The organism is Streptomyces sp. HD, assembly GCF_028369295.1.
Lineage (GTDB): Bacteria > Actinomycetota > Actinomycetes > Streptomycetales > Streptomycetaceae > Streptomyces.
Genome location: NZ_JAQMYP010000038.1, coordinates 76,232 through 102,799, shown reverse-complemented (window position 1 = coordinate 102,799; position 26,568 = coordinate 76,232). Strand labels below are relative to the sequence as shown.

Annotated in this window: 25 protein-coding genes; 13 read left to right on the top strand and 12 right to left on the bottom strand. The window is 69.7% G+C overall.

Annotation, left to right across the window (positions count from 1 at the left end):
* Positions 1-362: 362 nt before the first annotated feature.
* Complete coding sequence (locus POF73_RS31430) at positions 363-869, top strand: hypothetical protein (RefSeq protein ID WP_272122291.1); 507 nt, start codon at positions 363-365, stop codon at positions 867-869.
* On the opposite strand, the gene POF73_RS31425 is transcribed toward POF73_RS31430, so the two are convergent.
* Both POF73_RS31425 and mmpB read right to left on the bottom strand, forming a co-directional pair.
* On the bottom strand, positions 838-1,458 hold the full coding sequence (locus POF73_RS31425) for a Maf family protein (RefSeq protein WP_272122289.1): 621 nt from the start codon (positions 1,456-1,458) through the stop codon (positions 838-840). The genes POF73_RS31430 and POF73_RS31425 overlap by 32 nt on opposite strands.
* 31 nt (positions 1,459-1,489) lie before the next feature.
* Positions 1,490-1,618, bottom strand: coding sequence for a morphogenic membrane protein MmpB (gene mmpB / locus POF73_RS31420; protein ID WP_272122287.1), 129 nt, complete (start codon positions 1,616-1,618; stop codon positions 1,490-1,492).
* Between the two features lie 119 nt (positions 1,619-1,737).
* Between mmpB and POF73_RS31415 the strand changes: the two genes are divergently transcribed.
* Complete coding sequence (locus tag POF73_RS31415) at positions 1,738-2,868, top strand: SGNH/GDSL hydrolase family protein (protein WP_272122285.1); 1,131 nt, start codon at positions 1,738-1,740, stop codon at positions 2,866-2,868.
* Here POF73_RS31415 and POF73_RS31410 read toward each other — a convergent pair.
* Both POF73_RS31410 and POF73_RS31405 read right to left on the bottom strand, forming a co-directional pair.
* A complete protein-coding gene (locus POF73_RS31410) occupies positions 2,865-3,074 on the bottom strand; it encodes an acyl-CoA carboxylase epsilon subunit (RefSeq protein WP_272122283.1) in 210 nt (69 codons plus the stop codon). The genes POF73_RS31415 and POF73_RS31410 overlap by 4 nt on opposite strands.
* A 17-nt stretch (positions 3,075-3,091) precedes the next feature.
* Positions 3,092-4,687 (bottom strand): acyl-CoA carboxylase subunit beta, encoded by a 1,596-nt coding sequence (locus POF73_RS31405; protein ID WP_272122281.1) that lies wholly within the window; start codon positions 4,685-4,687, stop codon positions 3,092-3,094.
* A gap of 111 nt (positions 4,688-4,798) precedes the next feature.
* Here POF73_RS31405 and POF73_RS31400 point away from each other — a divergent pair, with 111 nt between their 5' ends.
* Together POF73_RS31400 and POF73_RS31395 are read left to right on the top strand one after the other, a co-directional pair.
* The gene (locus POF73_RS31400; RefSeq protein ID WP_272122279.1) at positions 4,799-5,659 is read left to right on the top strand and encodes a biotin--[acetyl-CoA-carboxylase] ligase; all 861 of its coding nucleotides are present in this window, start codon (positions 4,799-4,801) and stop codon (positions 5,657-5,659) included.
* A gap of 167 nt (positions 5,660-5,826) precedes the next feature.
* A complete protein-coding gene (locus POF73_RS31395) occupies positions 5,827-6,954 on the top strand; it encodes an adenylate/guanylate cyclase domain-containing protein (protein ID WP_272122277.1) in 1,128 nt (375 codons plus the stop codon).
* 95 nt (positions 6,955-7,049) lie between these two features.
* Here POF73_RS31395 and POF73_RS31390 read toward each other — a convergent pair whose 3' ends face one another.
* Positions 7,050-7,658, bottom strand: a complete 609-nt coding sequence (locus POF73_RS31390; RefSeq protein WP_272122275.1) for a hypothetical protein — start codon at positions 7,656-7,658, stop codon at positions 7,050-7,052.
* 218 nt (positions 7,659-7,876) lie between these two features.
* On the opposite strand from POF73_RS31390, the gene POF73_RS31385 reads away from it, so the two are divergent.
* The 3 genes from POF73_RS31385 to hutH all read left to right on the top strand — a co-directional run bounded on the left by POF73_RS31385 (position 7,877) and on the right by hutH (position 11,617).
* Positions 7,877-8,686 carry an enoyl-CoA hydratase/isomerase family protein gene (locus tag POF73_RS31385; RefSeq protein WP_272122272.1) on the top strand — a complete coding sequence of 270 codons (810 nt, stop codon included), beginning with the start codon at positions 7,877-7,879 and terminating at the stop codon, positions 8,684-8,686.
* A 108-nt stretch (positions 8,687-8,794) separates the two neighbouring features.
* On the top strand, positions 8,795-9,943 hold the full coding sequence (locus tag POF73_RS31380) for a GGDEF domain-containing protein (RefSeq protein ID WP_272122270.1): 1,149 nt from the start codon (positions 8,795-8,797) through the stop codon (positions 9,941-9,943).
* A gap of 135 nt (positions 9,944-10,078) precedes the next feature.
* Positions 10,079-11,617: a histidine ammonia-lyase gene (gene hutH, locus POF73_RS31375; protein ID WP_272122308.1), complete on the top strand. Its 1,539-nt coding sequence runs from the start codon at positions 10,079-10,081 to the stop codon at positions 11,615-11,617.
* 163 nt (positions 11,618-11,780) lie between these two features.
* Here the strand turns inward: hutH and POF73_RS31370 are convergent, their stop codons facing one another.
* On the bottom strand, positions 11,781-12,545 hold the full coding sequence (locus tag POF73_RS31370; protein WP_272122268.1) for a hypothetical protein: 765 nt from the start codon (positions 12,543-12,545) through the stop codon (positions 11,781-11,783).
* Positions 12,546-12,587: 42 nt separating this feature from the next.
* Positions 12,588-12,974, bottom strand: coding sequence for an LAETG motif-containing sortase-dependent surface protein (locus POF73_RS31365; protein ID WP_272122266.1), 387 nt, complete (start codon positions 12,972-12,974; stop codon positions 12,588-12,590).
* Between the two features lie 166 nt (positions 12,975-13,140).
* Between POF73_RS31365 and POF73_RS31360 the strand changes: the two genes are divergently transcribed.
* The 6 genes from POF73_RS31360 to POF73_RS31335 all read left to right on the top strand — a co-directional run bounded on the left by POF73_RS31360 (position 13,141) and on the right by POF73_RS31335 (position 21,806).
* Positions 13,141-13,437 (top strand): hypothetical protein, encoded by a 297-nt coding sequence (locus POF73_RS31360; RefSeq protein WP_272122264.1) that lies wholly within the window; start codon positions 13,141-13,143, stop codon positions 13,435-13,437.
* A gap of 218 nt (positions 13,438-13,655) precedes the next feature.
* Positions 13,656-14,915, top strand: a complete 1,260-nt coding sequence (locus POF73_RS31355) for a L,D-transpeptidase (RefSeq protein ID WP_272122262.1) — start codon at positions 13,656-13,658, stop codon at positions 14,913-14,915.
* 166 nt (positions 14,916-15,081) lie between these two features.
* The gene (locus POF73_RS31350; protein WP_272122260.1) at positions 15,082-16,548 is read left to right on the top strand and encodes an ABC transporter permease; all 1,467 of its coding nucleotides are present in this window, start codon (positions 15,082-15,084) and stop codon (positions 16,546-16,548) included.
* Positions 16,549-16,763: 215 nt separating this feature from the next.
* Positions 16,764-17,447, top strand: coding sequence for an ABC transporter ATP-binding protein (locus POF73_RS31345; protein WP_272122259.1), 684 nt, complete (start codon positions 16,764-16,766; stop codon positions 17,445-17,447).
* A gap of 238 nt (positions 17,448-17,685) precedes the next feature.
* On the top strand, positions 17,686-20,937 hold the full coding sequence (locus POF73_RS31340) for a S8 family peptidase (RefSeq protein ID WP_272122306.1): 3,252 nt from the start codon (positions 17,686-17,688) through the stop codon (positions 20,935-20,937).
* A gap of 98 nt (positions 20,938-21,035) precedes the next feature.
* Positions 21,036-21,806: a group II truncated hemoglobin gene (locus tag POF73_RS31335; protein ID WP_272122258.1), complete on the top strand. Its 771-nt coding sequence runs from the start codon at positions 21,036-21,038 to the stop codon at positions 21,804-21,806.
* Between the two features lie 12 nt (positions 21,807-21,818).
* On the opposite strand, the gene POF73_RS31330 is transcribed toward POF73_RS31335, so the two are convergent.
* The 5 genes from POF73_RS31330 to POF73_RS31310 all read right to left on the bottom strand — a co-directional run bounded on the left by POF73_RS31330 (position 21,819) and on the right by POF73_RS31310 (position 26,409).
* Positions 21,819-22,193 carry a VOC family protein gene (locus tag POF73_RS31330; RefSeq protein ID WP_272122255.1) on the bottom strand — a complete coding sequence of 125 codons (375 nt, stop codon included), beginning with the start codon at positions 22,191-22,193 and terminating at the stop codon, positions 21,819-21,821.
* Entirely contained in the window at positions 22,190-22,759 is a 570-nt protein-coding gene (locus POF73_RS31325; protein WP_272122304.1) for a TetR/AcrR family transcriptional regulator, read from the bottom strand. The genes POF73_RS31330 and POF73_RS31325 overlap by 4 nt, the downstream gene beginning before the upstream one ends.
* Before the next feature lie 174 nt (positions 22,760-22,933).
* The gene (locus tag POF73_RS31320; protein WP_272122252.1) at positions 22,934-23,215 is read right to left on the bottom strand and encodes a hypothetical protein; all 282 of its coding nucleotides are present in this window, start codon (positions 23,213-23,215) and stop codon (positions 22,934-22,936) included.
* Between the two features lie 22 nt (positions 23,216-23,237).
* Entirely contained in the window at positions 23,238-25,733 is a 2,496-nt protein-coding gene (locus POF73_RS31315; protein ID WP_272122249.1) for a tetratricopeptide repeat protein, read from the bottom strand.
* Between the two features lie 292 nt (positions 25,734-26,025).
* A complete protein-coding gene (locus POF73_RS31310; protein WP_272122246.1) occupies positions 26,026-26,409 on the bottom strand; it encodes a VOC family protein in 384 nt (127 codons plus the stop codon).
* Positions 26,410-26,568 lie beyond the last annotated feature (159 nt).

Here is a 26,568-nt window from a genome sequence, read left to right as displayed (position 1 = left end):
TTGAGGCTCCCTCCTTGAAACAAGCCGAGTTTAGGGACTGCCGACACGCCACATCGACCCGTCCCCAGTGGTGAGCTTGCCCACACGGAGCGTGATTCCAGGCTCGCTCGACCTGCGAAATCCCATGTCGCGCCTCGGCACGCAGGTCTCTTCCGGGAAACCCTAGCCCTCCGCTGTGGCCAAGGTCTCTGTCATCACGTGCTGCGGGCCACTCGGTTTCTTTGTGGAATCCCTACGAATGGCCCAATGATTCTTTGCCTCCGACCGAACCCTTGTCCCGGGGTTTACCCGTTAGTAGCGTTCGCGATGTCTCGTACGTACTTGGGGTAACAGCGCGGAAGCTCGGAAGTGGGTGGGGACCGGTGGTGCGCAGACCGGTGGCGTGGGTGGTGGCGGTCGTGCTGTTCGTCGAGGGGCTCGGCGTCGCTGCGCTGCAGTGGTTCCTCGGGATCGTCGTCGACCGGCAGGACATGTCCCTGGCCGGGCTGGACCCTGACGTGATGTCGATGTCCTCGAAGATCGGCGGCCTGGTCTTCGGTGCCTACTTCGCGCTGTGCGGCCTGGTCGCCCTGCTCGTGGCGCTGCGCGACCGCGCCCCGGCCGGCTTCGGGCGCATCCTGCTGATCAGCGCGGCGGTGGTGCACGGGCTGCTGGGCGCGTTCGCCTGGGGGCTGGTGGGCTGGACGGCGTTCCTGTTCATGGTCGTCGTGCTGGGCCTGATAGTGCTGGTGCTGATGACGTACGACGCCCAGGGCGCGCCCGGCTCCGAGGCGCCCGCCGACTCCGCCCCCGACGGGGGTGCCGGCGGCGACGGCTCCCCGGCCGGCGGCTCTCCGGTCACCCCTCCGGCGGCGCCCACAACTCCGTGATGCCGATGCCCAGTTGGGCCAGCAGTCGTCGTACCAGCGGCAGGCTGATGCCGATCACGTTGCCGTGGTCGCCGTCGATGCCGTCGATGAACGGGGCCGAGCGGCCGTCCAGAGTGAACGCCCCGGCGACGTAGAGGGGTTCGCCGGAGGCGACGTACGCGGCGATCTCCTCATCGGTCGGCTCGCCGAAGCGGACGACCGTGGAGGCGGTCGCCGAGGTGTACCGGCCGGTGAGGGTGTCGTAGACACAGTGGCCGGTCTGGAGGGTGCCCGCGCGTCCGCGCATCGACTTCCAGCGGGCCGTGGCCTCCTCGGCGTCGGCCGGTTTGCCCAGAGCCTCGCCGTCCAGGTCGAGGACCGAGTCGCAGCCGATCACGATCGCGCCCTTGACCTCGGGCTTCGCCGCCACGACGGAGGCCTTCGCCTCGGCCAGGGCCAGCGCCAGGTCGGCGGGGGTGGGCGCGGTGACGGCGTCCTCGTCGACGCCGCTCACGATGACCTCGGGGGCCAGGCCGGCCTGGCGCAGGAGGTTGAGCCGGGCAGGGGACTGGGAGGCGAGGATGAGTCGGCGGCGGGGCTGATCAGTCATGCCGTCAGCGTATCGGCGTGCCCGACCGGGCTCACCTCAGTCCGAGCACGATCATCACGAGCACCATGGCCAGCGCCATGAGAACGCCCAGCCGCCGCAACATCTCCTGCATGTCGCGCAGTTCCTTGGGCGGCTCGTTCTCGGGGTCGGACCACAGCATGCCTTCCATCGTCGGTCGGCGATCCGGGGCGCCGCCTGAGTACGCGTACTCAACTTTCCTTAAACGGTGCTACTGTCCCATTAGCTAAAGGGACTGTAGTTCTGTTTGGAAGGGGTCTCATGTTCACCGCTGCCTGGACCGCGTCACCTCAGCGCCCCAGCGAGGGATTCACGCCCAACTGGTCCCAGGAGGGCTTCTGGCGGCAGTCGCTGCGGCAGGTCGTCCGGCTCTCCGCGGGCGGCGGCCGGGTGCGGGTGCGGCTCTCCAACGCGTACGGCACCTCACCGGTCCGGGTCGCGGGCGCGAGTGTGGGGCGTACGGCGGACCGGGCCGGCGTGCTGCCCGGGTCGCTGACGCGGCTCACCTTCGGGGGCGCCGGGCAGGTCGGGATACCCGCGCACGGGGAGGCCGTCAGCGACGACGTCCGGCTCGACGCCGTCGCCGGGGAGTCGGTCACCGTCACGCTGTACTTCGACGCCGCCACCGGGCCCGCGACCTTTCACGCCCAGGCCTTCACGACCGCCTACCGGGGCGAGGGCGACCTGACGGCGGACGCGGGCGGCGAGGGCTTCGACGCGGTGACCGAGTCCTGGTACTTCCTGACGGGGGTGGAGGTCGACGCGGGGCGCGCGGACGCCGTCGCCCTCTTCGGCGATTCGATCACGGACGGGTTCGGGTCGACGGTGGGAGCGGACCGGCGCTGGTCGGACGTGCTCGCAGGGCGCACGGGGCGGCCCGTGCTCAATGCCGGGATCGGCGGGAACCTGCTGCTGAACGACTCGGCCTGGTACGGGGAGAAGGGTGTCCACCGGTTGCGCCGGGACGTCCTCGACCGGCCCGGCGTGGACGCCCTCGTCGTCCTGCTGGGCCTCAACGACATCGGCTTCAGCGAGACGGACGAGCAGCCGACGTACAAACCGGCGCCGGTGGTGGAGGCCGAGGAACTCATCGCCGGGCACCGGGAGTTGATACGGCAGGGCAGGGCGGCGGGCCTGCGGGTGATCGGCTGCACCCTGCTGCCGTTCGGGGGCTCGGACCACTGGGGCGAACACGCGGCCAAGGTGAGCCACGAGCTGAACGAGTGGATCCGGTGCTCGGGGGAGTACGACGCGCCGGCGGACCTGAACCGGGCGCTGGCCGACCCCGCGGACCCCGACCGCCTGCACTCGTCGTACGACTTCGGCGATCACCTGCACCCGAACGACGTCGGGTACGAGGTGATCGCCGAAGCCGTGTCAGCGCACCTTTAGCCAGGCCAGTAGGTACGGGCCCAGGTCGCCGGGCCCGGCTGAGGCAGGCGGTGTGCTGCGATGCGGGACGGGTCCGACCACCCGTCCCGCGGCTTGGGCGCGCCGGGCGGCGTGGCTGCTGCCGCCGCGGCGCGGGCGCGGACCACCGCCAGTGCGGCGGCCAGCTCCTCCGGTGTCGGGTTGCCCCGCAGGACCTTGATGTTCATGGCTGCTCCCAGCAGGCCTAGAGGGGGATGTTGCCGTGCTTCTTCGGGGGCAGGGATTCCCGCTTGGTGCGCAGCTGACGCAGGCCGCGGACCACGTGGCTGCGGGTGTCGGACGGCATGATGACGGAGTCGATGTAGCCGCGCTCGGCCGCGACGTAGGGGTTGAGGAGGGTGTCCTCGTACTCCTGGATCAGCCGGGCCCGCACCGCCTCCAGATCCTCGCCGTTCGCCTCCGCCTCGGCGAGGGTGCGCCGGTGCAGGATGTTGACCGCGCCCTGGGCGCCCATGACGGCGATCTGGGCGGTGGGCCAGGCGAGGTTGAGGTCGGCGCCGAGGTGCTTGGAGCCCATGACGTCATAGGCGCCGCCGAAGGCCTTGCGGGTGATGACCGTGATCAGCGGGACCGTGGCCTCGGCGTAGGCGTAGATCAGCTTGGCGCCGCGGCGGATGATGCCGTCGTGCTCCTGGTCGACGCCCGGGAGGAAGCCGGGGACGTCGACGAAGGTGATGACCGGGACGTTGAAGGCGTCGCAGGTCCGCACGAAGCGGGCCGCCTTCTCGCTGGCCTGGATGTCCAGGCAGCCGGCGAACTGCATCGGCTGGTTGGCGACGATGCCGACGGGGCGGCCCTCGACCCGGCCGAAGCCGGTGAGGATGTTCGGCGCGAACAGCGGCTGCGTCTCGAAGAACTCGGCGTCGTCCAGGATGTGCTCGATCACCGTGTGCATGTCGTACGGCTGGTTCGCGCTGTCCGGCACGATCGTGTCCAGCTCACGGTCCTCGTCGGTGATCGAGAGGTCCGCCTCCTCCGGGAACGCCGGGGGCTCGGAGAGGTTGTTGGACGGCAGGTACGACAGCAGCTGCTTGACGTACTCGATGGCGTCCTTCTCGTCCCCGGCCATGTGGTGCGCCACGCCGGAGGCCGAGTTGTGGGTGCGGGCGCCGCCCAGCTCCTCGAAGCCGACGTCCTCGCCGGTGACCGTCTTGATGACGTCCGGGCCGGTGATGAACATGTGCGAGGTCTGGTCGACCATGATCGTGAAGTCGGTGATGGCGGGCGAGTACACCGCACCGCCCGCACACGGGCCGACGACCAGGCTGATCTGCGGGATGACACCGCTGGCGTGCGTGTTGCGGCGGAAGATCTCGCCGTACGCGCCGAGCGAGGCCACACCTTCCTGGATGCGGGCGCCGCCGGAGTCGTTGATGCCGATGACCGGGCAGCCGGTCTTCAGCGCGAAGTCCATGACCTTGACGATCTTCTGGCCGTAGACCTCGCCCAGCGCACCGCCGAACACGGTGAAGTCCTGGGAGAAGACGGCGACGGGACGGCCGTCGACGGTGCCGTATCCGGTCACCACCCCGTCCCCGTACGGGCGGTTCTTGTCGAGACCGAAGTTCGTCGACCGATGCCGGGCGAACTCGTCGAGCTCGACGAAGGAGCCCTCGTCCAGGAGGAGCTCGATGCGCTCACGGGCCGTCAACTTGCCCTTGGCGTGCTGCTTTTCGACGGCGCGTGCGGAGCCGGCGTGCGTCGCTTCCTCGATACGGCGCTGGAGATCCGCGAGCTTGCCCGCGGTGGTGTGGATGTCGATCTCTTCCGGCTCGGACATCGGGATCGTGGCTCCCTGCCTGCTCAAAAGGGGGGACGGTTACTCATCCGTAGAGTAGTGGGGTGCCTACCAATCGGCAGTGCGGCGTTTACCACACCTAGGGTGGCTTGCATGACGCCGCGAGATGCATCAGACGACAGCCGTTGGTCCGATCTGGACCGTCCGCCGCTCAACGCCGCCGCGCTGCGGCGCGGGCTCGTGCGGGAGGGCGGACTGTGGCGGGACGTGGAGGTGGTGCAGCGCACCGGCTCCACCAACACCGACCTGGTGGCCCTGGCGACCGAGGGCAAGGCCGAGGAGGGCGCCGTCCTGGTCGCCGAGGAGCAGACGGCCGGCCGGGGACGGCTTGAACGGCAGTGGACGGCTCCGGCCCGCTCCGGGCTGTTCTTCTCCGTGCTGCTCAAGCCGTCCGACGTGGGGATCTCGCGCTGGGGCTGGCTCCCGCTGCTCACCGGCGTCGCCGTGGCGACGGGCCTGGCGCGGACCGCCGGCGTCGACACGGCACTCAAGTGGCCGAACGACCTCCTGGTGACCGTCGGGGGCGAGGAACGCAAGGCCGGCGGGATCCTGGCCGAGCGGGCCGGGAGCGACGGCGTGGTCGTCGGCGTCGGCATCAACGTCACGCTGCGTGAGGACGAGCTGCCGGTGCCCCAGGCGGGCTCACTGGCGCTCGCCGGGGCGGTCAGCACCGACCGGGATCCGCTGCTGCGGGGCATGCTGCGGTCGCTGGAGGACTGGTACGGGCGGTGGCGGGCCGCGGCGGGGGACCCGGTGGTGAGCGGGTTGCAGGAGGCGTACGCGGCCGGGTGCGCGACCTTGGGGAAGGTGGTGCGGGCCGAGCTGCCGGGAGACCGGTCGATCACCGGGGAGGCGGTCGCGCTCGACGGGGACGGGCGACTGGTGATCGCCACGGAGAACGGGGTGCAGGAGCCGGTGGGTGCGGGGGACATCGTGCACCTGCGGTTGGCGTGACATTCGGGCGTGGGCCGGCGGGGCTTACGCCGAGGTGGGGGCGCTCGCGGCGCGCCGCCAGGGGTGTGGGATCACCTGCGGGCTCTCGGGAGTGAGGTGGCCCACACCTGCCGTACAGTGAAGGCCGGTCGATTACTTGACCGCGGCAGATCGGAAGGGCAGCAGGCGTGACCGTCGACGATTCGGGCTCCGGCACGGGCGCGGACGGCCGGGTGGACCCCCACGCCGCCGAACCCGGCGAGGATCCGCTCGCCCTGCGTCTGGAACAGCTCATCCTCGGCGCCGAGCGGCGCTACACCCCGTTTCAGGCGGCCCGTAGCGCCGGTGTCTCCATGGAGCTGGCGTCCAGGTTCTGGCGGGCCATGGGCTTCGCCGACATCGGACAGGCCAAGGCGCTGACCGAGGCCGACGTACTGGCGCTCAGGCGCCTCGCCGGTCTCGTCGAGGCGGGGCTGCTCAGCGAGGCCATGGCGGTGCAGGTGGCCCGGTCGACCGGGCAGACCACCGCGCGGCTCGCCGAGTGGCAGATCGACTCCTTCCTGGAGGGCCTGACCGAGCCCCCGGAGCCGGGCATGACCCGGACCGAGGTGACCTATCCGATCATCGAGCTGCTCCTGCCCGAGCTGGAGGAGTTCCTCGTCTACGTCTGGCGCCGCCAGCTCGCCGCCTCGGCCGGCCGGGTCATCCAGACCGCCGACGACGAGGAGATGGTCGACCGGAGGCTGGCGGTCGGATTCGCCGACCTCGTCGGCTTCACACGGCTGACCCGCCGGATGGAGGAGGAGGAACTCGGCGAACTCGTCGAGGCCTTCGAGACCACGGCCGCCGATCTGGTGGCCGCGCGCGGGGGACGGCTGATCAAGACGCTCGGTGACGAGGTTCTGTACGCCGCCGATGACGCGGGTGTCGCGGCGGAGATCGCCCTTCGCCTCATCGAGACGATGGCCAACGACGAGACCATGCCCGAGCTGCGGGTCGGCATCGCCTTCGGCACGGTGACCACTCGAATGGGCGATGTCTTCGGTACGACCGTGAACCTTGCCTCCCGGCTGACGTCCATAGCCCCGCGGGACGCCGTCCTCGTCGACAGCGCGTTCGCGGAGGAACTCATCCGAACGGGTGAGGCGCCGGCCTCCGAGGCGGAGGCGGCGGAGGCGGCGGTTGCCGCCGAGAAGGAGGGGGAGGAGCCGCCGGTGTATCGGTTTGCGTTGCAGCCGATGTGGCAGCGGCCGGTGCGGGGGCTGGGTGTTGTGGAGCCGTGGCTTCTGACGCGGAGGGCGTCTGCGGGGGACTGAGCGCCGTCTGGGTGGTTGTTGTTTGTCGGGTGCGGGTTGCGTTGTGGCTGGTCGCGCAGTTCCCCGCGCCCTTTGAGGGGCGTTGTGCGGGCGGCTCAGTCGTTCAGGGGGTCCACGCACAGGGCGATCACCGGGATGCAGACCGTGTTCTCGTCGGGCTGTGTCGGCTGGGGGGACGGGGGGCTCGTGGAGGGCTCGTCCGGCGTCGGTGGTGGGGTCGCAGTCGGTCGGGGGGCTTCACTGGTCGCCGGTGGGTGTGGTGTGGGGCGCGGTGCGTCGGGCGTTGCGAGGACCTCGCGCTGTCGTATGACCGGGGTGTTCGTGGTCCGTACGACGATCGTGCCCGTTGTCGGTGTCGCGCCCGGGCCGCCCATCGCGGAGGTCGTTGACGGGCTGGGTTTCGGGTGGGGGGTCGGGACCGAGTCGGTGCCGAGGTCCAGGGGCGGGGTGTCGCCGGATTCCGTTGCGCCCAGGTCGGTGACGACGGGGTCCGGGGTCAGGCGTACGAGGCTCAGGGCGCCGGCCGCCAGGGCCAGGCCGCCGGCCGCGAGGAGGACCTTGCGGGGACGGGGGCGGCGGTGACGGCCTCGGGGGCCGAAGAGGCCGGCGGAGGTGGCGTACGTCGCTGTTTCCGCCCCTTCCGCGTTCGGCGTCGTCCCCTGTGCCGTTTGCCGCGCCTTCGGCCTGTCCGCCGCAAGTCCCATCACGATCCCCCTCCCAACACGCCCGCGCCCCCGATGCGCCGTGGCCTCGCGCACGTTATGCGCCGGCGTGGGCGGTGGGTCGGGAGTCGGGCGGGATGTCACTCGAACGGGGTGTCGGGCCCGGAGCCGGGACCTGCTCGTGATGGGCCTTTTCCCGGAGGGGTCCGGCTGCGATGATCGGGGCGAGTGTTGTTAACCCACGTTAACCGGAGGGTGTCATGAGCGAGGAGCGGTACGGGGAGTTCGTGCTGGTGCGGCGGCATGGTGACGGGGGTGTGGGGCATGTCGCGGAACTCGCCCTCGACCGGCCCAAGGCCATGAACGCCGTGTCGACGGAGATGGCCCGTTCGATCGCGGGGGCGTGTGCGGCGCTGGCTGCCGACCGGGACGTACGGGTGGTGGTGCTGACCTCCACGCATGAGCGGGCGTTCTGTGTCGGGGCGGATCTGAAGGAGCGGAACTCGTTCACCGACGCCGATCTGGTGCGGCAGCGGCCCGTGGCGCGCGGGGCGTACACCGGGGTGCTGGAGCTGCCCGTGCCGACGATCGCGGCCGTGCACGGGTTCGCGCTGGGCGGTGGCTTCGAGCTGGCGTTGTCGTGCGATCTGATCGTGGCCGACCGTACGGCCGTGGTGGGGCTGCCCGAGGTGTCGGTCGGGGTCATTCCGGGGGGTGGGGGTACGCAGTTGCTGCCGCGCCGGGTGGGGGCCGCACGGGCGGCGGAGCTGATCTTCAGCGCGCGGCGGGTCGAGGCCGTCGAGGCTCGGGAGCTGGGGTTGGTGGACGAGCTGGTGGAAGAGGGGCGGGACCGGGAGGCGGCGCTGGCCCTCGCGGCTCGGATCGCCGGGAACTCGCCGGTGGGGTTGCGGAACGCCAAGCGGGCGTTGCGGGTGGGGTACGGGATGGATCTGCGGGCCGGGCTGGAGGTCGAGGACGCCGCTTGGCGGGCCACGGCGTTCTCGGGGGACCGGGCGGAGGGGGTGGCTGCCTTCAACGAGAAGCGGAAGCCGGAGTGGCCGGGGGAGTAGGAGTGAGGAGTCGGGAGCAGGGGGCGATTTGGCCTTCGGGGCTGCGGTGACCTCCCCGTTTGCTACGCCAATATCCCAAATCGTCGCAAAACTCCCTAGCCTGGAGTGATGGGTGAGGACAGACGGCTCGCGGCCGTGGTGGCGTTGGCGCAGGGGATGGCGGCGGCGCACACCCCGCGTGAGTCCTGGCGGGCGGCGGCGCTCGGCGCGTGTCGGGCGCTGGCCGGGAGCTTTGCCGCGCTGTCGGTGTGGGAGCGGGAACTCGGGCGGTTGCGGGTGCTCGTGAACGTCGGGGACCGGAAGCAGGGGGAGGAGGAGTTTCCGGGGGACGAGGCCTATCCGGTGCATCAGTTCCCGGAGATCACCGAGTTCCTGCACGAGCGGTGGGCCTCCGGTGGGGAACCCAACGCGTGGGTGGAGACGGCCGACGGTCTCTCCGCCGGTCACCCGGGGTACTGCCATCAGCGGGTGGCCGCTCTGCGGAGGCGTGGGCGGGGGTGCTGTGTCGTCGCGCCGATCGTGCTGAACGGACGGGCGTGGGGGGAGCTGTATGTCGCCCGGTCCGTCGGTGATCCGGTCTTCGACCGGGGGGACGCCGACTTCGCGACCGTTCTGGCCTCGGTGGTGGCCGCCGGGATCGCGCAGAGTGAGCGGCTGGAGGAGGCTCGGCGGCTGGCGTTCACCGATGCGCTGACCGGGCTGGCGAATCGGCGGGCGGTCGATGTGCGACTGGAGGAGGCGATCGAGCGGCATCGGGATCAGGGTGCCGTGGTCAGCCTGGTGGTGTGTGATCTCAACGGGCTCAAGCGGGTCAACGACACCCGGGGGCATGCCGTGGGGGATCGGTTGCTGGAGCGGTTCGGGTCGGTGTTGTCGTTGTGCGGGGCCATGTTGCCCGGGGCTCTGGCGGCGCGGCTCGGCGGGGACGAGTTCTGTCTGCTGGTCGTGGGGTCGCCTGCCGATGACGTGGTGAAGGCCGCCGATGAACTGTGCCGTCGGGCCGGGGAGTTGGAGCTGGGGGAGGGGGTCGCCTGTGGAGTGGCGTCCACCGAGGATGAGATCGGGGCCGTTCGGTCGGCTCGGCGGTTGTTCCGGCTCGCTGACGCGGCGCAGTACCAGGCGAAGGCCGTGCGGTCGGACCGGCCTGTCGTGGCGGGGCGGGAGGGGCCTGATGATCCGGTGGTGCGGCTCGCCGATGCGGAGCCCTTCGGGGAGGGGGCCGTGGAGCGGCGGCGGTTCCGGGGGCGGGTGCCGTGACGGTGGCGGGCACCCTGGCCCTCTGGGCGGTGTCGGCCGGCGCCGGGAAGCGGCGGTGCCCTTTCCGGTAAGGGGTGAACCGATTCTCGGCTAGTGACATCTTCGTCTTCAGTGCGTACGCTCCTGAATATGGATATGCACACTGTGGTGGTGGGGACGTCCGGGGTCACCGCGTCCGACGTCCTCGCCGTGGCGCGCGGCGGGGCCCGGGTCGAGTTGTCGGGGGAGGCGGTCGCGGCGCTGGCCGCGGCTCGCGAGATCGTGGATGCGCTGGCCGCCAAGCCCGACCCCGTGTACGGCGTCTCCACCGGCTTCGGTGCCCTGGCGACCCGGCACATCAGCCAGGAGCTGCGGGCCCAGCTGCAGCGCAACATCGTCCGGTCGCACGCCGCGGGGATGGGGCCGCGCGTGGAGCGGGAGGTCGTACGGGCGCTGATGTTCCTGCGGCTCAAGACGCTCTGCTCGGGGCACACCGGCGTACGGCCCGAGGTCGCGCAGACCATCGCCGATGTTCTCAACGCCGGTATCACGCCCGTTGTTCACGAGTACGGCTCGCTCGGGTGCTCCGGTGACCTCGCGCCGCTGTCCCACTGCGCCCTCACGCTGATGGGGGAGGGCGACGCCGAGGGGGCGGACGGGGTGGTGCGGCCCGCCGGTGAGCTTCTCGCCGCGCACGGCATCGCTCCCGTCGAGCTGCGAGAGAAGGAAGGCCTCGCCCTCCTCAACGGCACCGACGGCATGCTCGGCATGCTGGTCATGGCCCTCGCCGACCTGGACAGCCTGTACAAGGCCGCCGACATCACCGCCGCCCTGAGCCTCGAAGCCCTCCTGGGGACGGCGAAGGTGCTCGCGCCCGAGTTGCACGCCATCCGGCCGCACCCGGGGCAGGGCGCCTCCGCCGCCAACATGCTCGCCGTGCTGGAGGGTTCGGGGCTCACCGGGCACCACCAGGACGACGCGCCCCGCGTCCAGGACGCCTACTCGGTGCGGTGCGCTCCGCAGGTCGCCGGTGCCGGGCGGGACACCATGGCGCATGCCCGGCTCGTCGCTGAGCGGGAGCTCGCCTCCGCCGTCGACAATCCGGTGGTGCTGCCGGACGGGCGCGTCGAGTCCAACGGCAACTTCCATGGGGCGCCCGTCGCCTACGTCCTCGACTTCCTCGCCATCGCCGCCGCCGATCTCGCGTCCATCGCCGAGCGCCGTACCGACCGGCTGCTCGACAAGAACCGCAGCCACGGTCTGCCGCCGTTCCTCGCCGACGACGCGGGTGTCGACTCGGGGCTGATGATCGCCCAGTACACCCAGGCCGCCCTGGTGAGCGAGATGAAGCGGCTGGCCGTGCCCGCCTCCGCGGACTCGATCCCGTCGTCCGCCATGCAGGAGGACCACGTCTCCATGGGCTGGTCCGCCGCCCGCAAGCTGCGTACCGCCGTCGGCAACCTCACGCGCGTCCTCGCCGTCGAGCTCTACGCCGCCACCCGCGCCATCGAGCTGCGCGAGGGGCTCACCCCGGCACCGGCCTCCCAGGCCGTCATCGACGCCGCACGGGCCGCCGGAGTCAACGGCGCCGGGCCCGACCGGTTCCTGGCCCCCGACCTCGCCGCTGCCGACGCGTTCGTGCGCGGCGGGGAGTTGGTCGCGGCCGCGGAGAAGGTCACCGGCCCGCTGCAGTGACATGAGGCCGCCGCGGTTGCATCCGGCCGCTGCAGTGACATGAGGCCGCCGCGGTGGCATCCGGCCGCCGCAGTGACATGAGGCCGTTTCAGTGGCATCGAAGGGGCCCTGCCGGCCGTACGACTCGTACGGCCGACAGGGCCCCGGTGCGGTGGTCGTCGGGTTACTTCAGCTTCGCTGCCTGGGCGTCGATGACGGCGGCCGGGACGTCGTACGGCTTGTCCGTCATCATCAGGCCGAGGTTCATCGTGTAGTACGTGGCGATCGTGCTGCCGTGACGCACCACCTCGGCGTGCGCGGTGCCCACGTCGCCGTCCTCCATGTCGCTCACCACGGTGAACGCGACCGACTCGTCACCTGCGCCGGACGCCTTCTCCTCGGTGATCTTGGTGAGCTTCTGGTCCGTGCCCTGCATGGTGAGGGGGAAGCCGCCGGAGCAGCTCTTCACCGCGTCCGCCACGGACTTGAAGGTCTCCGTGGCGCCGTCGCCGTCGTAGGAGGAGAGGCCGACGACGGTCATGTTCAGGCTCAGCGCGTCCGTGAACGAGTCCTCGAACTCGCCCTCCGTCAGGTCCTCCAGGGACTTGGAGGGGGAGCCGGTGGGCTTCTTCTTCTCCTGCGTGGCCATGACGGCCGTGTGCGACGCCGAGTCGCCCGGTGCCTGGCCGCCCATGGCGTAGGCGAGCGGCCGGCACTTCTCCTCGCTGCTCGTGACCTGTTCCTTGGACTTCGGCAGCTGCTTGCCGGAGGCGTCCACCTTGTAGCCGGCGGCATCGCCCTGGGCGATGATCGCCTTCTTCAACTCCGCGGAGCTGAGCGCCTTCGCGTCAGAACCGCCGGAGTCGCCTCCGCAACCCGTGACAAGGGCGAGCGACAGCACGCTCACGGCAACCGTGGCGGCTGCGCGCACGCCCGATGATCTCTTCATGCGCGGACTATGAAGCCCAGGTGAAGGAAGCGTCAAGTGATTTCAAAAACCGAGACGTTCCCGGCGAACCGAGTAGGCGACGAAGCCCGCACCCAGCGCGAGGAACGCGGTTCCGCCGACGATGTACGGGGTCGTGTCGAAGCCTCCGGTGTCGGCGAGCCGGGTGTCGTCCCCGGCGAGGCCGTCGGCGGCCGTACCGTCCGCGCTCGTACTGCCGGTGTCCGCGCCGTCCGCGGTGGTGCCGTCCGTGCTCTCCGACGCGGCCCGTGCCTGCATCGTGGAGGTCGTCGGGGGGCCCGTTCTCGCCGGCTCTTCGCCCGTCGCGTTCGCGGAGGGAACGAACCACAGGGCGCCCAGCAGGGCCCCCGCGGCGGTTGCGGTCAGCAGCGATCGGCGTGCGGTGGACGACGATCGGTGAGCGGCGGGCACGGAATATCGATCCCCTTGTGGCGCTGGCGAATTGGCCGTGTGGGGCGATGTTAGTGAAAGTCGCGGGTCACGGGAAAGTCACGGGGGAGAAGAGCCGTACTCTCCGGGCATGAGTACTCCAGAAACATCACGGTTTGTCCGTCTTCGCGTGGAAGTCGTTCTCGAAGTGGACGACGAGGACGCCCTCACCAAGGCCGCGCTGCGGCGCATCGCCGACGACAGCACCATGCCGCCCGACGAACGGGTCCACGCCGAGGGCAGTGTGACGGAAGACACCGCGGAGGCCGTTGCCTATCTCGTCGATCCGTTCGACCTGGTCAGCGAGGTACCGGGGATCGAGCTCGTGCAGGCCTCCTGGTCCAGCGAACGGATCGAGCGCGACCCGGATTCGCCGGACTGGGGCTTCGGCGACGATGATGTCGACGAGGACTTCGACGACGAAGCGGTGAACAGGGTCGGCTGAGGCGTCTTGGGGAATTCGTGACCCCGGGCGGCAACCGCCGCCCGGGGTTTCGTCGTCTCAAGCTGCGCACTGACCGACACCCGCACCATCCGTCACGCCATTTCTTCTTGGCGGACGTGGTGTGCCCCACACATACCAGGTATGTGGAACGGGACGAACCGGTCGTAGCGTTGAAGATTCTTGACGGGGACTCTCGGGGTTTTTGGGATTCGGGAACAATGGAGAAGCGTGTGATGACGAACAGTAAGCGGCGCAGGGGCCTCTCGGTCGCGTCCGCACTGCTCGGTGGTGTCCTGGTGCTCTCTGCCTGCTCCGGCGGCGACGACGCCTCCGGCAGCGGCGACGGCGACACCTCGCAGGCCAAGGTCGACGAGGCGGCGGCCAAGAAGACCTCCGAGGCCCAGATCAAGATCACGCCGGAGGACGGCAAGGACAACGCCTCCATCAACTCCGCCGCCGTCACCGTGAGCAAGGGCACGCTCACCGAGGTGACGATGACGACCGCCGAGGGCGCGGCCGTCAAGGGCGAGATATCCGCCGACAAGACCAGCTGGAAGCCCAGCGCCCAGCTGGAGCGCTCCACGACCTACAAGGTCGCGGTGACCGCGAAGGACGCCAAGGGCCTGGAGGCCCACGAGAACGGCTCCTTCACCACGGTCTCCCCGAACAACAGCTTCCTCGGCTACTTCACGCCGGAGGACGGCTCCACCGTCGGCGTCGGTATGCCCGTGTCGATCAACTTCGACAAGGCGATCAGCAACAAGGCGGCCGTCCAGAAGGGCATCTCCGTCTCCACCACCAGCGGCCAGGAAGTCGTCTGCCACTGGTTCAACGACACCCGCATGGACTGCCGGCCGGACGAGTACTGGAAGGCCGGCTCGACCGTCACCCTGAAGATGTCCCTGGACGGCGTCGAGGGCTCCCAGGGCGTCTACGGCGTCCAGGAAAAGACGGTCACCTTCAAGATCGGCCGTAACCAGGTCTCCTACGTCGACGCGAAGACCAAGCAGATGAAGGTCACGCAGGACGGCAAGACCATCAAGACCATCCCGATCTCCGCCGGGTCGCCGGACAACAAGACCTACGAAGGCATCATGGTGATGTCCGAGAAGTTCAAGGAGACGCGCATGAACGGCGCGACCGTGGGCTTCACGGACGACGACGGCAAGGGCGAGTACGACATCAAGGACGTGCCGCACGCCATCCGCCTGTCCAGCTCCGGCACCTTCATCCACGGCAACTACTGGGGTGCCAAGTCCATCTTCGGCAGCGTGAACACCAGCCACGGCTGCGTGGGCCTGTCCGACACCAAGGGCGCCAACGACAAGGGCAGCGCGGGCTACTGGTTCTACAACAACTCGATCGTCGGTGACGTCGTGATCGTCCAGAACACCGGCGACAAGACCATCGCGCCGGAGAACGGCCTCAACGGCTGGAACATGGACTGGGCGCAGTGGAAGGCCGGTTCGGCCGTCTGAGGCGTCCGACCCGTCGGGCGCGCACAGCCGCCCTACAACTGACTCACACACAACCGATGCCGCCCTCAGGGGCGGCATCGGCGTTTCCGGTGGGGTCTCAGCCTTCTCATCCATCTCTTATTTCAGCCTTATCCCTTCATCACGCGCCGTCCCTAGCTTGCGGCGCATGTTCTTCACCTACCTGAGGCGCGAGCTGCGCCGCCGCAGAAAGGCGGCCCTCGTCGTCGCCTCCGGGCTCGCGCTGGGTATCGCGCTGGTCATCGTCGTCAACTCCGTGTCGTCCGGCATGGGCAAGGCCCAGGACAAGGTCCTGCAGTCTCTGTACGGCCTGGGCACGGACATGACCGTCACCAAGGCCGCCGAACCGGCCGCGAACAGCTCCGAGCGGCCCCGCTTCCAGTTCGACGCGCGGGAGGACGGCTCGGACGAGGAGCAGTCCACCGACCGCGTCATGGTCCAGGGCTTCCAGACGCTGGCGGGCTCGACGGTCACCGAGGTCGGCTCGCAGAGCGGGGTCTCGGACGCCGTGGGCGGGCTGAGCCTGCAGGTCGTCAAGGTCAGCGGGCAGTTCACGCGGGGTGAGTTCCAGCAGGACCAGAGCAGCGGGGGCCAGCAGGGCGGCCCCGGGCAGGGCGGGGGCGGCAGCGGACAGCCGCAGGGCGAAGTGCGGGGCGGGGGCGCCGACTTCGACGTCAACAACTACTCCGTCTACGGCACCGACGTCACCAAGCCGGCGCTCGGCCCGCTGACGTCGTCGAAGATCACCAGTGGCCGTACCTTCAGGACGACGGAGACGAACGACAAGGTGGTGGTCGCCGACACCTCCTACGCCAAGGAGAAGAAGCTCAAGGTCGGCTCGACCGTCACCGTCAAGGGCACCGAGTTCAAGGTGATCGGCATCGCCACGCCCGACAGCGGGGACGCGGCGGCCAACCTCTACATCCCGCTGAAGCAGGCGCAGACGCTCGCCGACGCCAAGGACAAGGTCACCACGATCTACGTCAAGGCGACCGACTCCCAGCGGATCGACTCCGTCAAGTCGGCCATCCAGAAGAACATCTCCGGTACGACGGTGACGACCTCGGCGGATCTCGCGGACACGGTGTCCGGGTCCCTGTCCACGGCGTCCTCGCTGGCGACGAGCGTGGGCAAGTGGCTGTCGATCGCCGTGCTCGTGGCGGCGTTCCTGGTCGCCGGTCTGCTCACCTCCTCGGCCGTCTCCCGCCGGGTGCGGGAGTTCGGCACGCTGAAGGCGCTGGGCTGGAAGTCGGGCCGGGTGACCCGGCAGGTGGTCGGCGAGGCCATGGTCAACGGGCTGCTCGGCGGCGCGCTGGGGATCGGGCTCGGCCTGGCGGGTGCGTACGCGGTGACGGCGATCAGCCCCACGCTGCAGGCGCAGTTGGGCGGCGGTTCCGGTGGCGGCGGCATGGGCGGCGGTGGCTTCGGGGGCGGCGGTCCCGGTCGGCAGACGGCGAGCACGACCCTCGACGTCGCCCTGACGGCCCCGGTCAGCCTTACGACGGTCGCGCTGGCCGTGGGGCTGGCGGTGACGGGCGGCCTGATCGCGGGCGCGTTCGGCGGCTGGCGGGCGTCCCGGCTCCGCCCGGCGGATGCGCTGAGGCGAGTCGAATAGCCAACGGATGCCGTGGGGGCGAGGGCCGGGGACTTCGGCTGCGGGTGGTGGTGGGGCTGGTCGCGCAGTTCCCCGCGCCCCTGGGGCGTTGCAGTCCCGCCGACCATGCAGCCACCCCCTAGGGCGCGGGGAACTACGCGACCGGCCCCCACCCACCCGCAGCCGAAATCCACGTGAACCACCCCCGAACCCCCCAACTCCCAGGAGCCACCCACATGTACGAACTCAGAAGCGTCACCAAGCGTTACACCCGGGGCAAGGAATCCATCAACGCCCTCGACGGTGTCGACCTCACCATCGCCGACGGGGACCGGCTCGTCATCCAGGGCCCCACCGGCGGCGGCAAGTCCACCCTCCTCCAGATGCTGGGCGGCCTCGACCGGCCCACTGCGGGTGAGGTCGTGTTCGACGGGACCGACCTGGCCAAGCTCTCCGAGACCCGGCTGACAAAGGTCCGCAGCGAGAACATCGGCTTCGTCTTCCAGGCCTTCAACCTCATCCCCACCCTCACCGCACAGGAGAACGTCGAGACCGCCCTCGTCCCCCTCGGCGTGAAGCCGAAGCAACGGCGCGAACGGGCGGCCGACGCGCTGAACTCGGTCGGCCTCGGCGAACGCCTCACACATCTGCCGTCCGAGATGTCCGGTGGGCAGCAGCAGCGCGTCGCCATCGCCCGGGCGCTGGTCAAGGAACCCAAGGTGCTGCTCGCCGACGAACCCACCGGCAACCTCGACGAGTCGATGCGCGACGAGATCATGGACGTACTCGAACGCATGTGGAAGGAACTGGGGTTGACCTTCATCATGGTCACCCACGACTCGGCGATCGCGAAAAAGGCCCCGCGGCTGGTCACCATCCGCAAGGGGCGCATCAGCGTCAAGGAGAATGCGGGAGCCTGACTTCGGGAGCCCAACTTGACCACTGCGTAACGGAGTTCTCGCCACTATTGAGGCGCCTGAACGCCCCTCGGCATACTGCGTATTCCGGGGGGTGACGCGCATGCGTACGTGACCTCCCCCGGCCGGACGAAGGGGAATTCGTCCGGACCATCTGCAAGGGGGAATCTTGCGCAGACAACTCAAAAGCGTATGCGCGGCCTCTGTCGCCACGGCGGCCGCCGTGGCCCTCGCCTCGGGAATGACCAGCCCGGCGTCGGCCGAACCGAAGCAGCGTCCGTCCGGCGCCGCTCAACCACTCACGTCCCCCACCCGCGTCACCCTGATCACGGGTGACCGGGTCGCCGTCGACTCCAAGGGCCGGGTCGTCGGCCTGGACCGGGCGAAGGGGCGCGGGCACATACCCGTCCAGATCCGCGAGATCCGCGGGCACACCCTCGTGATCCCGGCCGACGCGGCTCGGTTGGTCGCGGCGGGCAAGCTCGACCAGCGGCTGTTCGACGTCACCGAGCTGACCAGGTCCGCGATCCGTACCTCCCAGGCCAAGGGCCTGAAGGTCATCGTCGGCTACAAGGGCGCTGCCACCGGCGCCAAGGCGGACGTCCGCGACGCGGGCAAGCTGCGCCGGACCCTGACGTCCCTGAACGCGGACGCGGTGCAGGCCTCGCAGCAGGACGCGCCCGATCTGTGGGACGCGCTCACCAACGGGGACAGGGCCGCCTCGGGCGTCGCGCACGTCTGGCTCGACGGCGTCCGCAAGGCCAGCCTCGACAAGTCCGTGGCCCAGATCGGCGCTCCCAAGGCGTGGGCGGCCGGCTACGACGGCAAGGGCGTCAAGATCGCCGTCCTGGACACCGGCGTCGACGCGACCCATCCCGACCTCAAGGACCAGGTCGTCGCGGCGAAGAACTTCACCCCCGCCGCCACGGTGCAGGACAAGTTCGGCCACGGCACGCACGTCGCGTCCATCGCGGCGGGCACCGGCGCTGCATCTCCCGCAGGGTCTGGCGGCAAGTACAAGGGCGTAGCACCCGGCGCCGACATCATCAGCGGCAAGGTCCTCGGCGACGACGGCTTCGGCGACGACTCCGGCATCCTCGCCGGCATGGAGTGGGCCGCCGAGCAGGGCGCCCAGGTCGTCAACATGAGCCTGGGCGGCGCCGACACCCCGGAGATCGATCCGGTGGAAGCGGCGGTAAACAAGCTGTCCACCGAGAAGGGCATCCTCTTCGCGATCGCGGCGGGCAACTCCGGCCCGGAGAGTCTCGGTTCACCCGGCAGCGCGGAGAAGGCGCTCACCGTCGGCGCCGTCGACGACAAGGACGTGCTCGCGCCCTGGTCCAGCACCGGTCCCCGGCTCGGTGACGGCGCCGTCAAGCCGGACGTGACCGCGCCGGGCGTCGCCATCACGGCCGCGTCCGCCAAGGGCAGCGTCATCGAGCAGGAGGTCGGCGAGAACCCGCCCGGCTACCTGACCATCGAGGGCACCTCCATGGCGACCCCGCATGTCGCGGGCGCGGCGGCGATCCTGAAGCAGCAGCACCCGGACTGGACGTACGCCGAGCTCAAGGGTGCGCTGACGGGGTCCGCCAAGGGCGGTAAGTACACGCCGTTCCAGCAGGGTTCGGGTCGTATCCAGGTCGACAAGGCCATCAAGCAGACTGTGATCGCCGACCCGGCGTCGGTGAGCTTCGGTGTGCAGCAGTGGCCGCACACCGACGACAGGCCGGCCATCGAGAAGCTGACGTACCGCAACTTCGGCACTCAGGACGTCACGCTCGCCCTCTCCGCGACGGGCACCGACCCCAAGGGCCGGCCGGCTCCCGCGGGCTTCTTCAAGCTGGGCGCGACGAAGGTGACGGTTCCGGCGGGCGGGAAGGCCGCCGTCGACCTCACCGTCAACACCAAGCTGGGCGGCACGCTCGACGGCGCCTACTCCGCATACGTGACGGCGACGGGCGGCGGGCAGAACGTCCGTACGGCCGCCGCGGTGCTGCGCGAGGTGGAGTCCTACGACGTCACCGTCAAGCACATCGGCCGGGACGGCAAGCCGGCACCCGAGTACGACACCACCCTGTTCGGGTACTCGGGCCTGGCGACGAACCTGAACCAGAAGGTTCCGGTCACCGAGTCCGGCACCACCAAGCTGCGGCTGCCCAGGGGCTCGTATCTGCTGAACGCCTACATCGGCAAGGACCCGGACCCGGGGACGGCCGGGATCGACTGGCTGATCCAGCCGAAGCTGGACCTCACCAGGAACACCACCGTGACGATCGACGCCCGCACCACCAAGCCGGCCGACATCACCGTGCCGGACGCGCGGGCCAAGCAGGTGGCCGCAGCCGCCGACTACTCCTACGACCCGGCGGGTATCGGCCTCGGCATCAGTGCCGACACCTTCGCCAACGTGCGCATGGCGCACCTCGGCCCGGAGGTCGCGAGCGGCCTGAGCCAGACCTGGAACGGCCAGTGGACCAAGGGCGACGACACCGAGTACAACGTGGCCACCGTGGCCAAGGTCAAGAAGATCCAGGGCGACAAGGTCCGCCACTTCAAGGCGAGTGAACTCGCCAAGGTGAAGAACGGCCTCGGTGCCGCGGCCCCCGGCAAGACCGGCGCGCTGCTCACCGTGGGCAGCTTCCCCGAGACCGGCGTGATGAGCGACCCGATCGAGCAGAAGCTGCCGGGCTCGCGGACGCTGTACCTGTCCACGTCCGACAAGATCAAGTGGTCGTTCGACTTCGAGCAGTACGCCGGCCGGAACGCCGACGGCACCCCGGTGATCGACGCGTCCTACTCCGCGGGCGACTCGCAGACCTACAAGCCGGGTCAGAGCTACTCGAACACCTTCAACACGGCGGTCTTCGGCCCGCACATCAACAAGGACTATGGCCTGGTCCGTGAGGGCAACGAGATCTACGGTCAGCTGCCGGTGTTCGCGGACGCCGGCAAACACGCGGGCTCCTCGGTCTTCACCTCGGCGACCACGAGCCTGTACCGCAACGGCACCAAGGTCGGCACCTATGACGACACGGTGTGGGGCGGCGGGACGTTCAAGGTTCCGGCCGGGGACGCCGAGTACAGGCTGACGACCTCGGTCAAGCGGAGCGTCAAGGTCGCGGCCGCCTCCACGCGGATCGACGCGAGCTGGACCTTCCGCTCCAAGAAGCCGTCCGCCGAGCCGGCCACCCTCCCGGCCTCCACGGTCCGCTTCGGCGCCAGGACCGGCCTGGACAGCCGGGTCGAGGCCGACAAGAAGGAGACGTTCCCGGTCACCGTGGTGGGTGCGGCCGCGGGCAGCAACCTCAAGTCGCTGCACGTGTACGTGTCGTACGACTACGGCCAGACCTGGAAGAAGCTGGACGTCAGGGACGGCAAGGTCACTGTGAAGAACCCGGCGAAGGGGAAGGCGATCTCCTTCCACGCCAAGGTCGCCGACAAGAAGGGCAACAAAGCGACCGTCTCGATCTACAACGCGTATTACGGCAAGTGATCCACAGGTACCGCTGACCCACAGGTACCGCTGAGCCGACAGCGAACCGCCCGCCGGAAGTGCAGCCTCCGGTGGGCGGTTCGTGTTTCCGTGGGGCCATGACGGCTCACACGGTGGAATACATCCGGTACCGCATTCCCGAGCAGAAATCGGCGGAGTTCCTGGCCGCCTACACCCGCGCCGCGGCCCAGCTCGCCGCGTCCCCGCACTGCGTCGACTATGAACTCGCCCGCTGCGAGGAGGACTTCGAGCACTACGTCCTGCGCATCACCTGGACATCGACGCAGGACCACATGGAGGGTTTCCGGAAGTCGGAGCTGTTCGCCGACTTCTTCGCGGAGATCCGCCCGTACGTCACGCACATCGAGGAGATGCGCCACTACAAGCCCACCGCGGTGCGCGGCACGGGCGCGTCGGTGCCGACGCTGTACGCCTGGGCGGGCGGCGCGGAGGCATTCTCCCGCCTTACGTCCGCCTTCTACGACAAGGTCCTCAAGGACGACCTCCTGGCCCCGTTGTTCGCGGGCCTGGACCCGGACCACGCCGAACACGTGGCGCTGTGGCTCGGCGAGGTCTTCGGCGGCCCGCCCGCCTACTCCGAGACCCAGGGCGGCCACGGCCACATGGTCGCCAAGCACATCGGCCGGGGCATCACCGAGCCCCAGCGCCGCCGCTGGGTCAACCTCATCCAGGATGCCGCCGACGAGGCCGCCCTCCCGACCGACGCGGAGTTCCGCTCGGCCTTCCTGGCGTACGTGGAGTGGGGCACACGCCTGGCGGTGTACTTCTCCGGCCCGGACGCCACGCCGCCGGCCGAGCAGCCGGTACCCAGGTGGAACTGGGGCGCCGCACCGCCTTACCAGGGTTGAGGGGCCGCCGGGTCAGCGCGGGGACATGACCTCGTACAGGTTCCCCGCGTCGTCGGTGAAGTAGAGCCCCCGGGCACACAGGGGATGGTCGACGCGGCCGTTGTCCGGGGCGGACGGGTCGCTGCCGTAGGGGACGCCGAGGGCGTGCAGGCGGCCGAGGATCTCGTCGAAGGTGCCGGGGTCGACGTCGAAGGCCAGATGGTGGCCCTCGGCGGCCTCGGCCGTCATGAAGTCCAGCGTGAGCTGTCCGTTGACGCGCACGGGCGCGAAGTGGCCGCCGCTGCCGTCCGGGGGGAGTTGCTCCAGCCCCATGACGGTGGAGAAGAAGCGGGCGGCCGCGGTGTGGTCGCGGGCCGGGACGATGGTGTGGTTGAGGGTGACGGTCATGCGGGTCGGCTCCCTGGTTGCCTGAGTGCGCCGTGCAGGAGTACGTCGGCGAGTTCGGCCGGGGTCGGGCTGTCCTCCCCGCCGAGCGCGCCGCCGCGCAACTGGGCGAAGAGGGTGGCGAGGAAGAGGGCGGCGACCTTCTCCACGGGCAGCCGCAGCGCGTCCCGGTCGGGTTCGATCAGCTCGGAGACGGCATCGCGCAGCGAGCGGGTGGAGGCGTCGCGGTCGGCCGGTGCGGGCCGCTCAGCGTCGGGCCGCCCACGCCGACGCCCCGAGGCGTGCAGCGCACCGAGCACGGTGCCCATCCGCTCCAGATGGGCCCGCATCGCGTCCGCGGCCTCGGCCAGCCGCTCGGCGAGCGGCAGCTCCAGGTCGACGGAGGCGAGTTCGCGCAGCACATGGTCCGGGCTGACGGCCTCCGCCACACAGGCGTCCAGCAGCTCGTCCTTGTCGGCGAACACCCGGAAGATCGTCGCCTCCCCGATCCCGGCGGCCCGCGCGATCCGCCCGGTGGTCACGGCGGCGCCGTGCTCGGCGACGAGCGGCAGCGCGGCGGCGACGATCATCGAACGCCGCTGGTCGGGGGTCATACCGGGGGCCCGGCGGCGGGGCGGCGAGGGGGCAGGGGTGGAAGCAGAGGGTTCCTTCATAGGACGGACGGTACGGAGTGAGCGCTCACTCCGTCAAGAGCGAGTGAGTGCTCACTCCGATCCGTACCGCCGGTCCTGCCCTCCTGGCCGTCAGGGCTGAATCGAGAGGGTGTAGTTGGCCATTCCGCGTGCCGAGTCGACGAAGATCCGGAAACCGCCGGTCCACCTCGGTGTGATCGTGCAGGCGGCGTCGGCGTCGGGCGCGACGTCGTATGCGACGAGATTGCCGTTCTCGTCGTAGACGCGGACGTCGAAGTCCACGCTCGACCGATCGGGCAGCACATAGACGCTGTACGTCACGTAGGCGCGCAGCACCACGTCGTAGTACTCGGATTTCCCCGGCCATACCCGGCCTGTCCCTATCAGTGGCATCGCGGCATTCCCCCAGACGCGATCAGGAACTGAGCATTCTCAGTAGGATGGTTCGCTCTTTCTGCACCCAGTCCGTGGTGGGGTCGAGCCCCAGCGACCGGTCGAAGTCCAGCAGAGCCTGTGAGTGTTCTCCGAGCGCCTTGTACGCCAGCCCGCGAAACGCCCATGCGACGGCGTGGTCGGGGTCCAGCTCCAGCGAGCGGTCCAGGTCGTTCAGCGCCTCCGCGTACCGCCCGAGCTCCAGGTAGGAGGCGGCGCGGTCCCGCAGCAGGAACGCCTCGTTCGCCTCCTGTTCGGCCACCTGGTTGAGGTCTCGCAACGCCTCGCCGTAGCGCGCTCGTTCCCAGAAGGACGGCCCCTGCGCGGGGCGCGCCGAGACGTCGTCGTCGTACTCGACCTCGTACACCGGCATCGCGGCGGGGCCGTGCTCGACGGGCAGGGTCGGGGTGAGGTCGGGGTCCAGTGCGAGGGCGCGGTTGAAGTCCTGCACCGCCGCGGTGTTCCGGCCGATGTCCTGGTACGTGGTGCCCCGGGTGATCAGCGCCTGCGCGTTGTCGGGCTCCAGCTCCAGCGCCCGGTCGAGATCGCGCAGAGCGTCGTCGTAACGCCCCAGCTCCCGCCAGATCGCTCCTCTGGCGTGCAGGGCGAAGGCGTTGTCGGGTTCCAGTGTCAGCAGTTGGGAGAGGTCGCGCAGAGCGGGGTCGTAGTTCTGGAGGTCCCGGTGGGCCGCTCCCCGGACGGCGAGCGCCATCACGTTGTTGGGCTCAAGCTGCAGCGCGCGATCCAGGTCGAGGAACGCCTCGTCCTCGCGCCCGGCGTTCCAGTGGCACATGCCCCGGTCGATCAGCGTCCACGCGTCGTCCGGTTTCAGCTGCAGGGCCCGGTCCAGATCGCGCAGTGCCTCGTCGTTCCGCTCCAGCTCGCGGTAGGTGGCTCCCCTGGCGTGCAGCGCGTCGGGGTTGTGCGGTTCCAGTCGCAGCAGCCGGTCGAGGTCCCGCAACGCCAAGCTGTACTGGGTGAGTTCCCAATGGGTGGCGCTTCGTTCGAGGAGCCCTCCCGTGTTGTCCGGCTCCAGCCCCAGGGCCCGGTCGAGATCCCGCAGGGAGTCGTCGTACCGGCCGAGCTGTCCCCGCAGCGCCCCTCGGTCGATGAGCGCCGGCACATGGTCCGGGGCCAGTGTGAGCGCCCGGTCGAGATCGCGCAGTGCCTCGTCGGGCCGGCCGAGCTCACGGTGCGCGGCGGCCCGCGCGACCAGTCCGGCGGGGCTGTTCGGGTCCGTCGGTGTGGTGTCCCCGGTGTCCCCGGTGCCCCCGGTGGGCTTCGGCCGGTCCTCGACGGGAGGCTTCCGTGTGTCCTCGGCGCCGCCCGGCCCGGACCGGGCCTTGCTCGGGCTCGGCGCCGTGGGCGTCGTCGCGGTCGTCGTCCTGCCGTGAGAGGCTTCCGGTTCCGTCCGGTCCGTCGGGGCTCCGAACGAGGTCGGCTCCTTCGCCACGTCGAAGATCCGGCCGTCGGGGGCGCGTGAGTAGAGCACCGGAGTGCCCCACTCGAAGCTGCTCGCCTCGTTGAGAATCGCGCGGCGCCCCTCGTACACCGCCGCGTCCAGCGGGTGTCCGCCGGCGATCGAGTCATAGAACTCCCGGGCGAACTCGATGGCGGCGGTATCGGTGATGGCGAACTGCATGGCCACGACCGCCGGCAAGCCCCGTTGCACGAGACTCTGCGCCGTACCGGCGAACAGATCGCTGTCGTCGCCCCTGCCCCCTTCGCAGGCGTTCAGTACCGCCAGTCGTACGCCGTTGTCGTGGAGCAGGCCGCCGATCTCTCCTCCGCTGGTCCTGCGTTCCCGCCCCTGCCGGTCCTCCAGGAACAGCACACCGTCCCGCCACTCCTTCAGATAGGCGCCGTGCCCGATGAAGTGGAAGACGTGGACTCCGCCGGCGCGCAGACGCTTCTGCAGGTGGGGCAGTGTCCCGCTCTCCAGCCGCTCCACGCTGACCTGTCCGGCGGCCTGCAGGTCCGCGAGGGCCGCGTTGACGTGGTCCCACTCCCGCTCCACGTCCAGCTTCGGCAGGCCGGCCGGGTTCGCGATCATGACGAGCACGCGCAGCGGAGCCCGCACGGTGACCGGGTGGGGACGGTGGTCCAGCTTCAGGTAGCGCACGAGGGGGGTGCGCACGGAATGGGCGAAGAAACGGCTGTGTTCCGCGTCGTACAGGAACTCCCAGGGAAGCTCGGAGATCTTCGCCGACGAGCCGAGCTTCAGCAGGATGCGCAGCCCTTCCCCGGTATATTCGACCATTTTGAGGCTGGTATCCAGCGCGAATTTCAATCGCCCCTGGAACAACGACTCGTACAGGCGCGTGCCGAAATCTTTCAGCGGTGCCAGCTCCGGATTTCCCGGCCCGCGTGTCGTCCCCATCCTGGGGCGGCCCAGTCTGAGCAGGAAGTTCTCCAGCTCCAGGCCGGAGGGCAGCTTGAAGTCCTTCTCGGACTCGTACTCGCCGACGGGGGATCGCACTGATGCGCGATATTTATCGGACCTGGTGGGTTCGATGTAGATTTCGAAATCTTGATAATTGATCACGATGCACAGCCCCCCGCCCTGTGTTCGGCAGGTGGCTGGTCACCGCGAGCGCGACCACCCTGCCGAGAGCCGCATCACACTATCTCGGAGGGGTGAGCGGGATGGCTAGTGCTTCGCCGGGAAAAGGCATCCCATTTCCCGGCGAATATGCGGTTCCGGATCTTCCCTTTGTTGTCTCGGGGGGCTGTAGGGATTGCAGCGATTCCCCTCGGCTTTTGTGAATCGGTCAGCTTCCGCTCCCGTACGGCCTGGTGAGGATTTCGAGGTTGTGGCCGTTCGGGTCGTCGAAGTAGGCGCCGCGGCCGCCGTCGTTGTGGTTGATCTCGCCGGGGCGGTTGTGGAAGGGGTCGGCCCAGTACGTCAGTCCGGCCCGACGTATCCGGCCGAAGATCGTGTCGAAGTCGTCCTCCGACACCAGGAACGCGTAGTGCTGCGGGGTTATCGCGCCCGGTGATTCCAGATAGTCCAGGGTCACGCCGTTGGGGATCTCGACCGGGATGAAGGGGCCGTACTGCGGACTCACCGCCAGGCCCAGGACGTCGGCGAGGAACTGGCCCGACGCCTTCTTGTCGTGCGCGGCGACGATGGTGTGGTTGAGCTGCACGGTCATCGGGGCTGCCTCCTCGTGTGCACGGTTCGGACCGGCTCCGGGTTCCGGGTTTCACGCCAGGCGGGGCTGTCACGGGGCACATCGGCCGGAGGTCCGCGTTCCGCATGTGATCGATCGGGTTAAGGTAAGGCTTGCCTTATTGACACGTGATCGGTGAAG

Excerpts from the sequence above, each read along its gene's own strand:
- hutH (WP_272122308.1), top strand. The coding sequence starts at position 10,079 with ATGCACACTGTGGTGGTGGGGACGTCCGGGGTCACCGCGTCCGACGTC.
- POF73_RS31330 (WP_272122255.1), bottom strand. The coding sequence starts at position 22,193 with ATGACCGTCACCCTCAACCACACCATCGTCCCGGCCCGCGACCACACC.
- POF73_RS31400 (WP_272122279.1), top strand. The coding sequence starts at position 4,799 with ATGACGCCGCGAGATGCATCAGACGACAGCCGTTGGTCCGATCTGGAC.
- POF73_RS31370 (WP_272122268.1), bottom strand. The coding sequence starts at position 12,545 with ATGAAGAGATCATCGGGCGTGCGCGCAGCCGCCACGGTTGCCGTGAGC.
- POF73_RS31385 (WP_272122272.1), top strand. The coding sequence starts at position 7,877 with ATGAGCGAGGAGCGGTACGGGGAGTTCGTGCTGGTGCGGCGGCATGGT.
- POF73_RS31355 (WP_272122262.1), top strand. The coding sequence starts at position 13,656 with ATGGAGAAGCGTGTGATGACGAACAGTAAGCGGCGCAGGGGCCTCTCG.
- POF73_RS31335 (WP_272122258.1), top strand. The coding sequence starts at position 21,036 with ATGACGGCTCACACGGTGGAATACATCCGGTACCGCATTCCCGAGCAG.
- POF73_RS31345 (WP_272122259.1), top strand. The coding sequence starts at position 16,764 with ATGTACGAACTCAGAAGCGTCACCAAGCGTTACACCCGGGGCAAGGAA.
- POF73_RS31325 (WP_272122304.1), bottom strand. The coding sequence starts at position 22,759 with ATGATCGTCGCCGCCGCGCTGCCGCTCGTCGCCGAGCACGGCGCCGCC.
- POF73_RS31380 (WP_272122270.1), top strand. The coding sequence starts at position 8,795 with ATGGGTGAGGACAGACGGCTCGCGGCCGTGGTGGCGTTGGCGCAGGGG.
- POF73_RS31340 (WP_272122306.1), top strand. The coding sequence starts at position 17,686 with ATGACCAGCCCGGCGTCGGCCGAACCGAAGCAGCGTCCGTCCGGCGCC.
- mmpB (WP_272122287.1), bottom strand. The coding sequence starts at position 1,618 with ATGCTGTGGTCCGACCCCGAGAACGAGCCGCCCAAGGAACTGCGCGAC.
- POF73_RS31415 (WP_272122285.1), top strand. The coding sequence starts at position 1,738 with ATGTTCACCGCTGCCTGGACCGCGTCACCTCAGCGCCCCAGCGAGGGA.
- POF73_RS31405 (WP_272122281.1), bottom strand. The coding sequence starts at position 4,687 with ATGTCCGAGCCGGAAGAGATCGACATCCACACCACCGCGGGCAAGCTC.
- POF73_RS31350 (WP_272122260.1), top strand. The coding sequence starts at position 15,082 with ATGTTCTTCACCTACCTGAGGCGCGAGCTGCGCCGCCGCAGAAAGGCG.
- POF73_RS31310 (WP_272122246.1), bottom strand. The coding sequence starts at position 26,409 with ATGACCGTGCAGCTCAACCACACCATCGTCGCCGCGCACGACAAGAAG.
- POF73_RS31410 (WP_272122283.1), bottom strand. The coding sequence starts at position 3,074 with ATGAACATCAAGGTCCTGCGGGGCAACCCGACACCGGAGGAGCTGGCC.
- POF73_RS31320 (WP_272122252.1), bottom strand. The coding sequence starts at position 23,215 with ATGCCACTGATAGGGACAGGCCGGGTATGGCCGGGGAAATCCGAGTAC.
- POF73_RS31390 (WP_272122275.1), bottom strand. The coding sequence starts at position 7,658 with ATGGGACTTGCGGCGGACAGGCCGAAGGCGCGGCAAACGGCACAGGGG.
- POF73_RS31425 (WP_272122289.1), bottom strand. The coding sequence starts at position 1,458 with ATGACTGATCAGCCCCGCCGCCGACTCATCCTCGCCTCCCAGTCCCCT.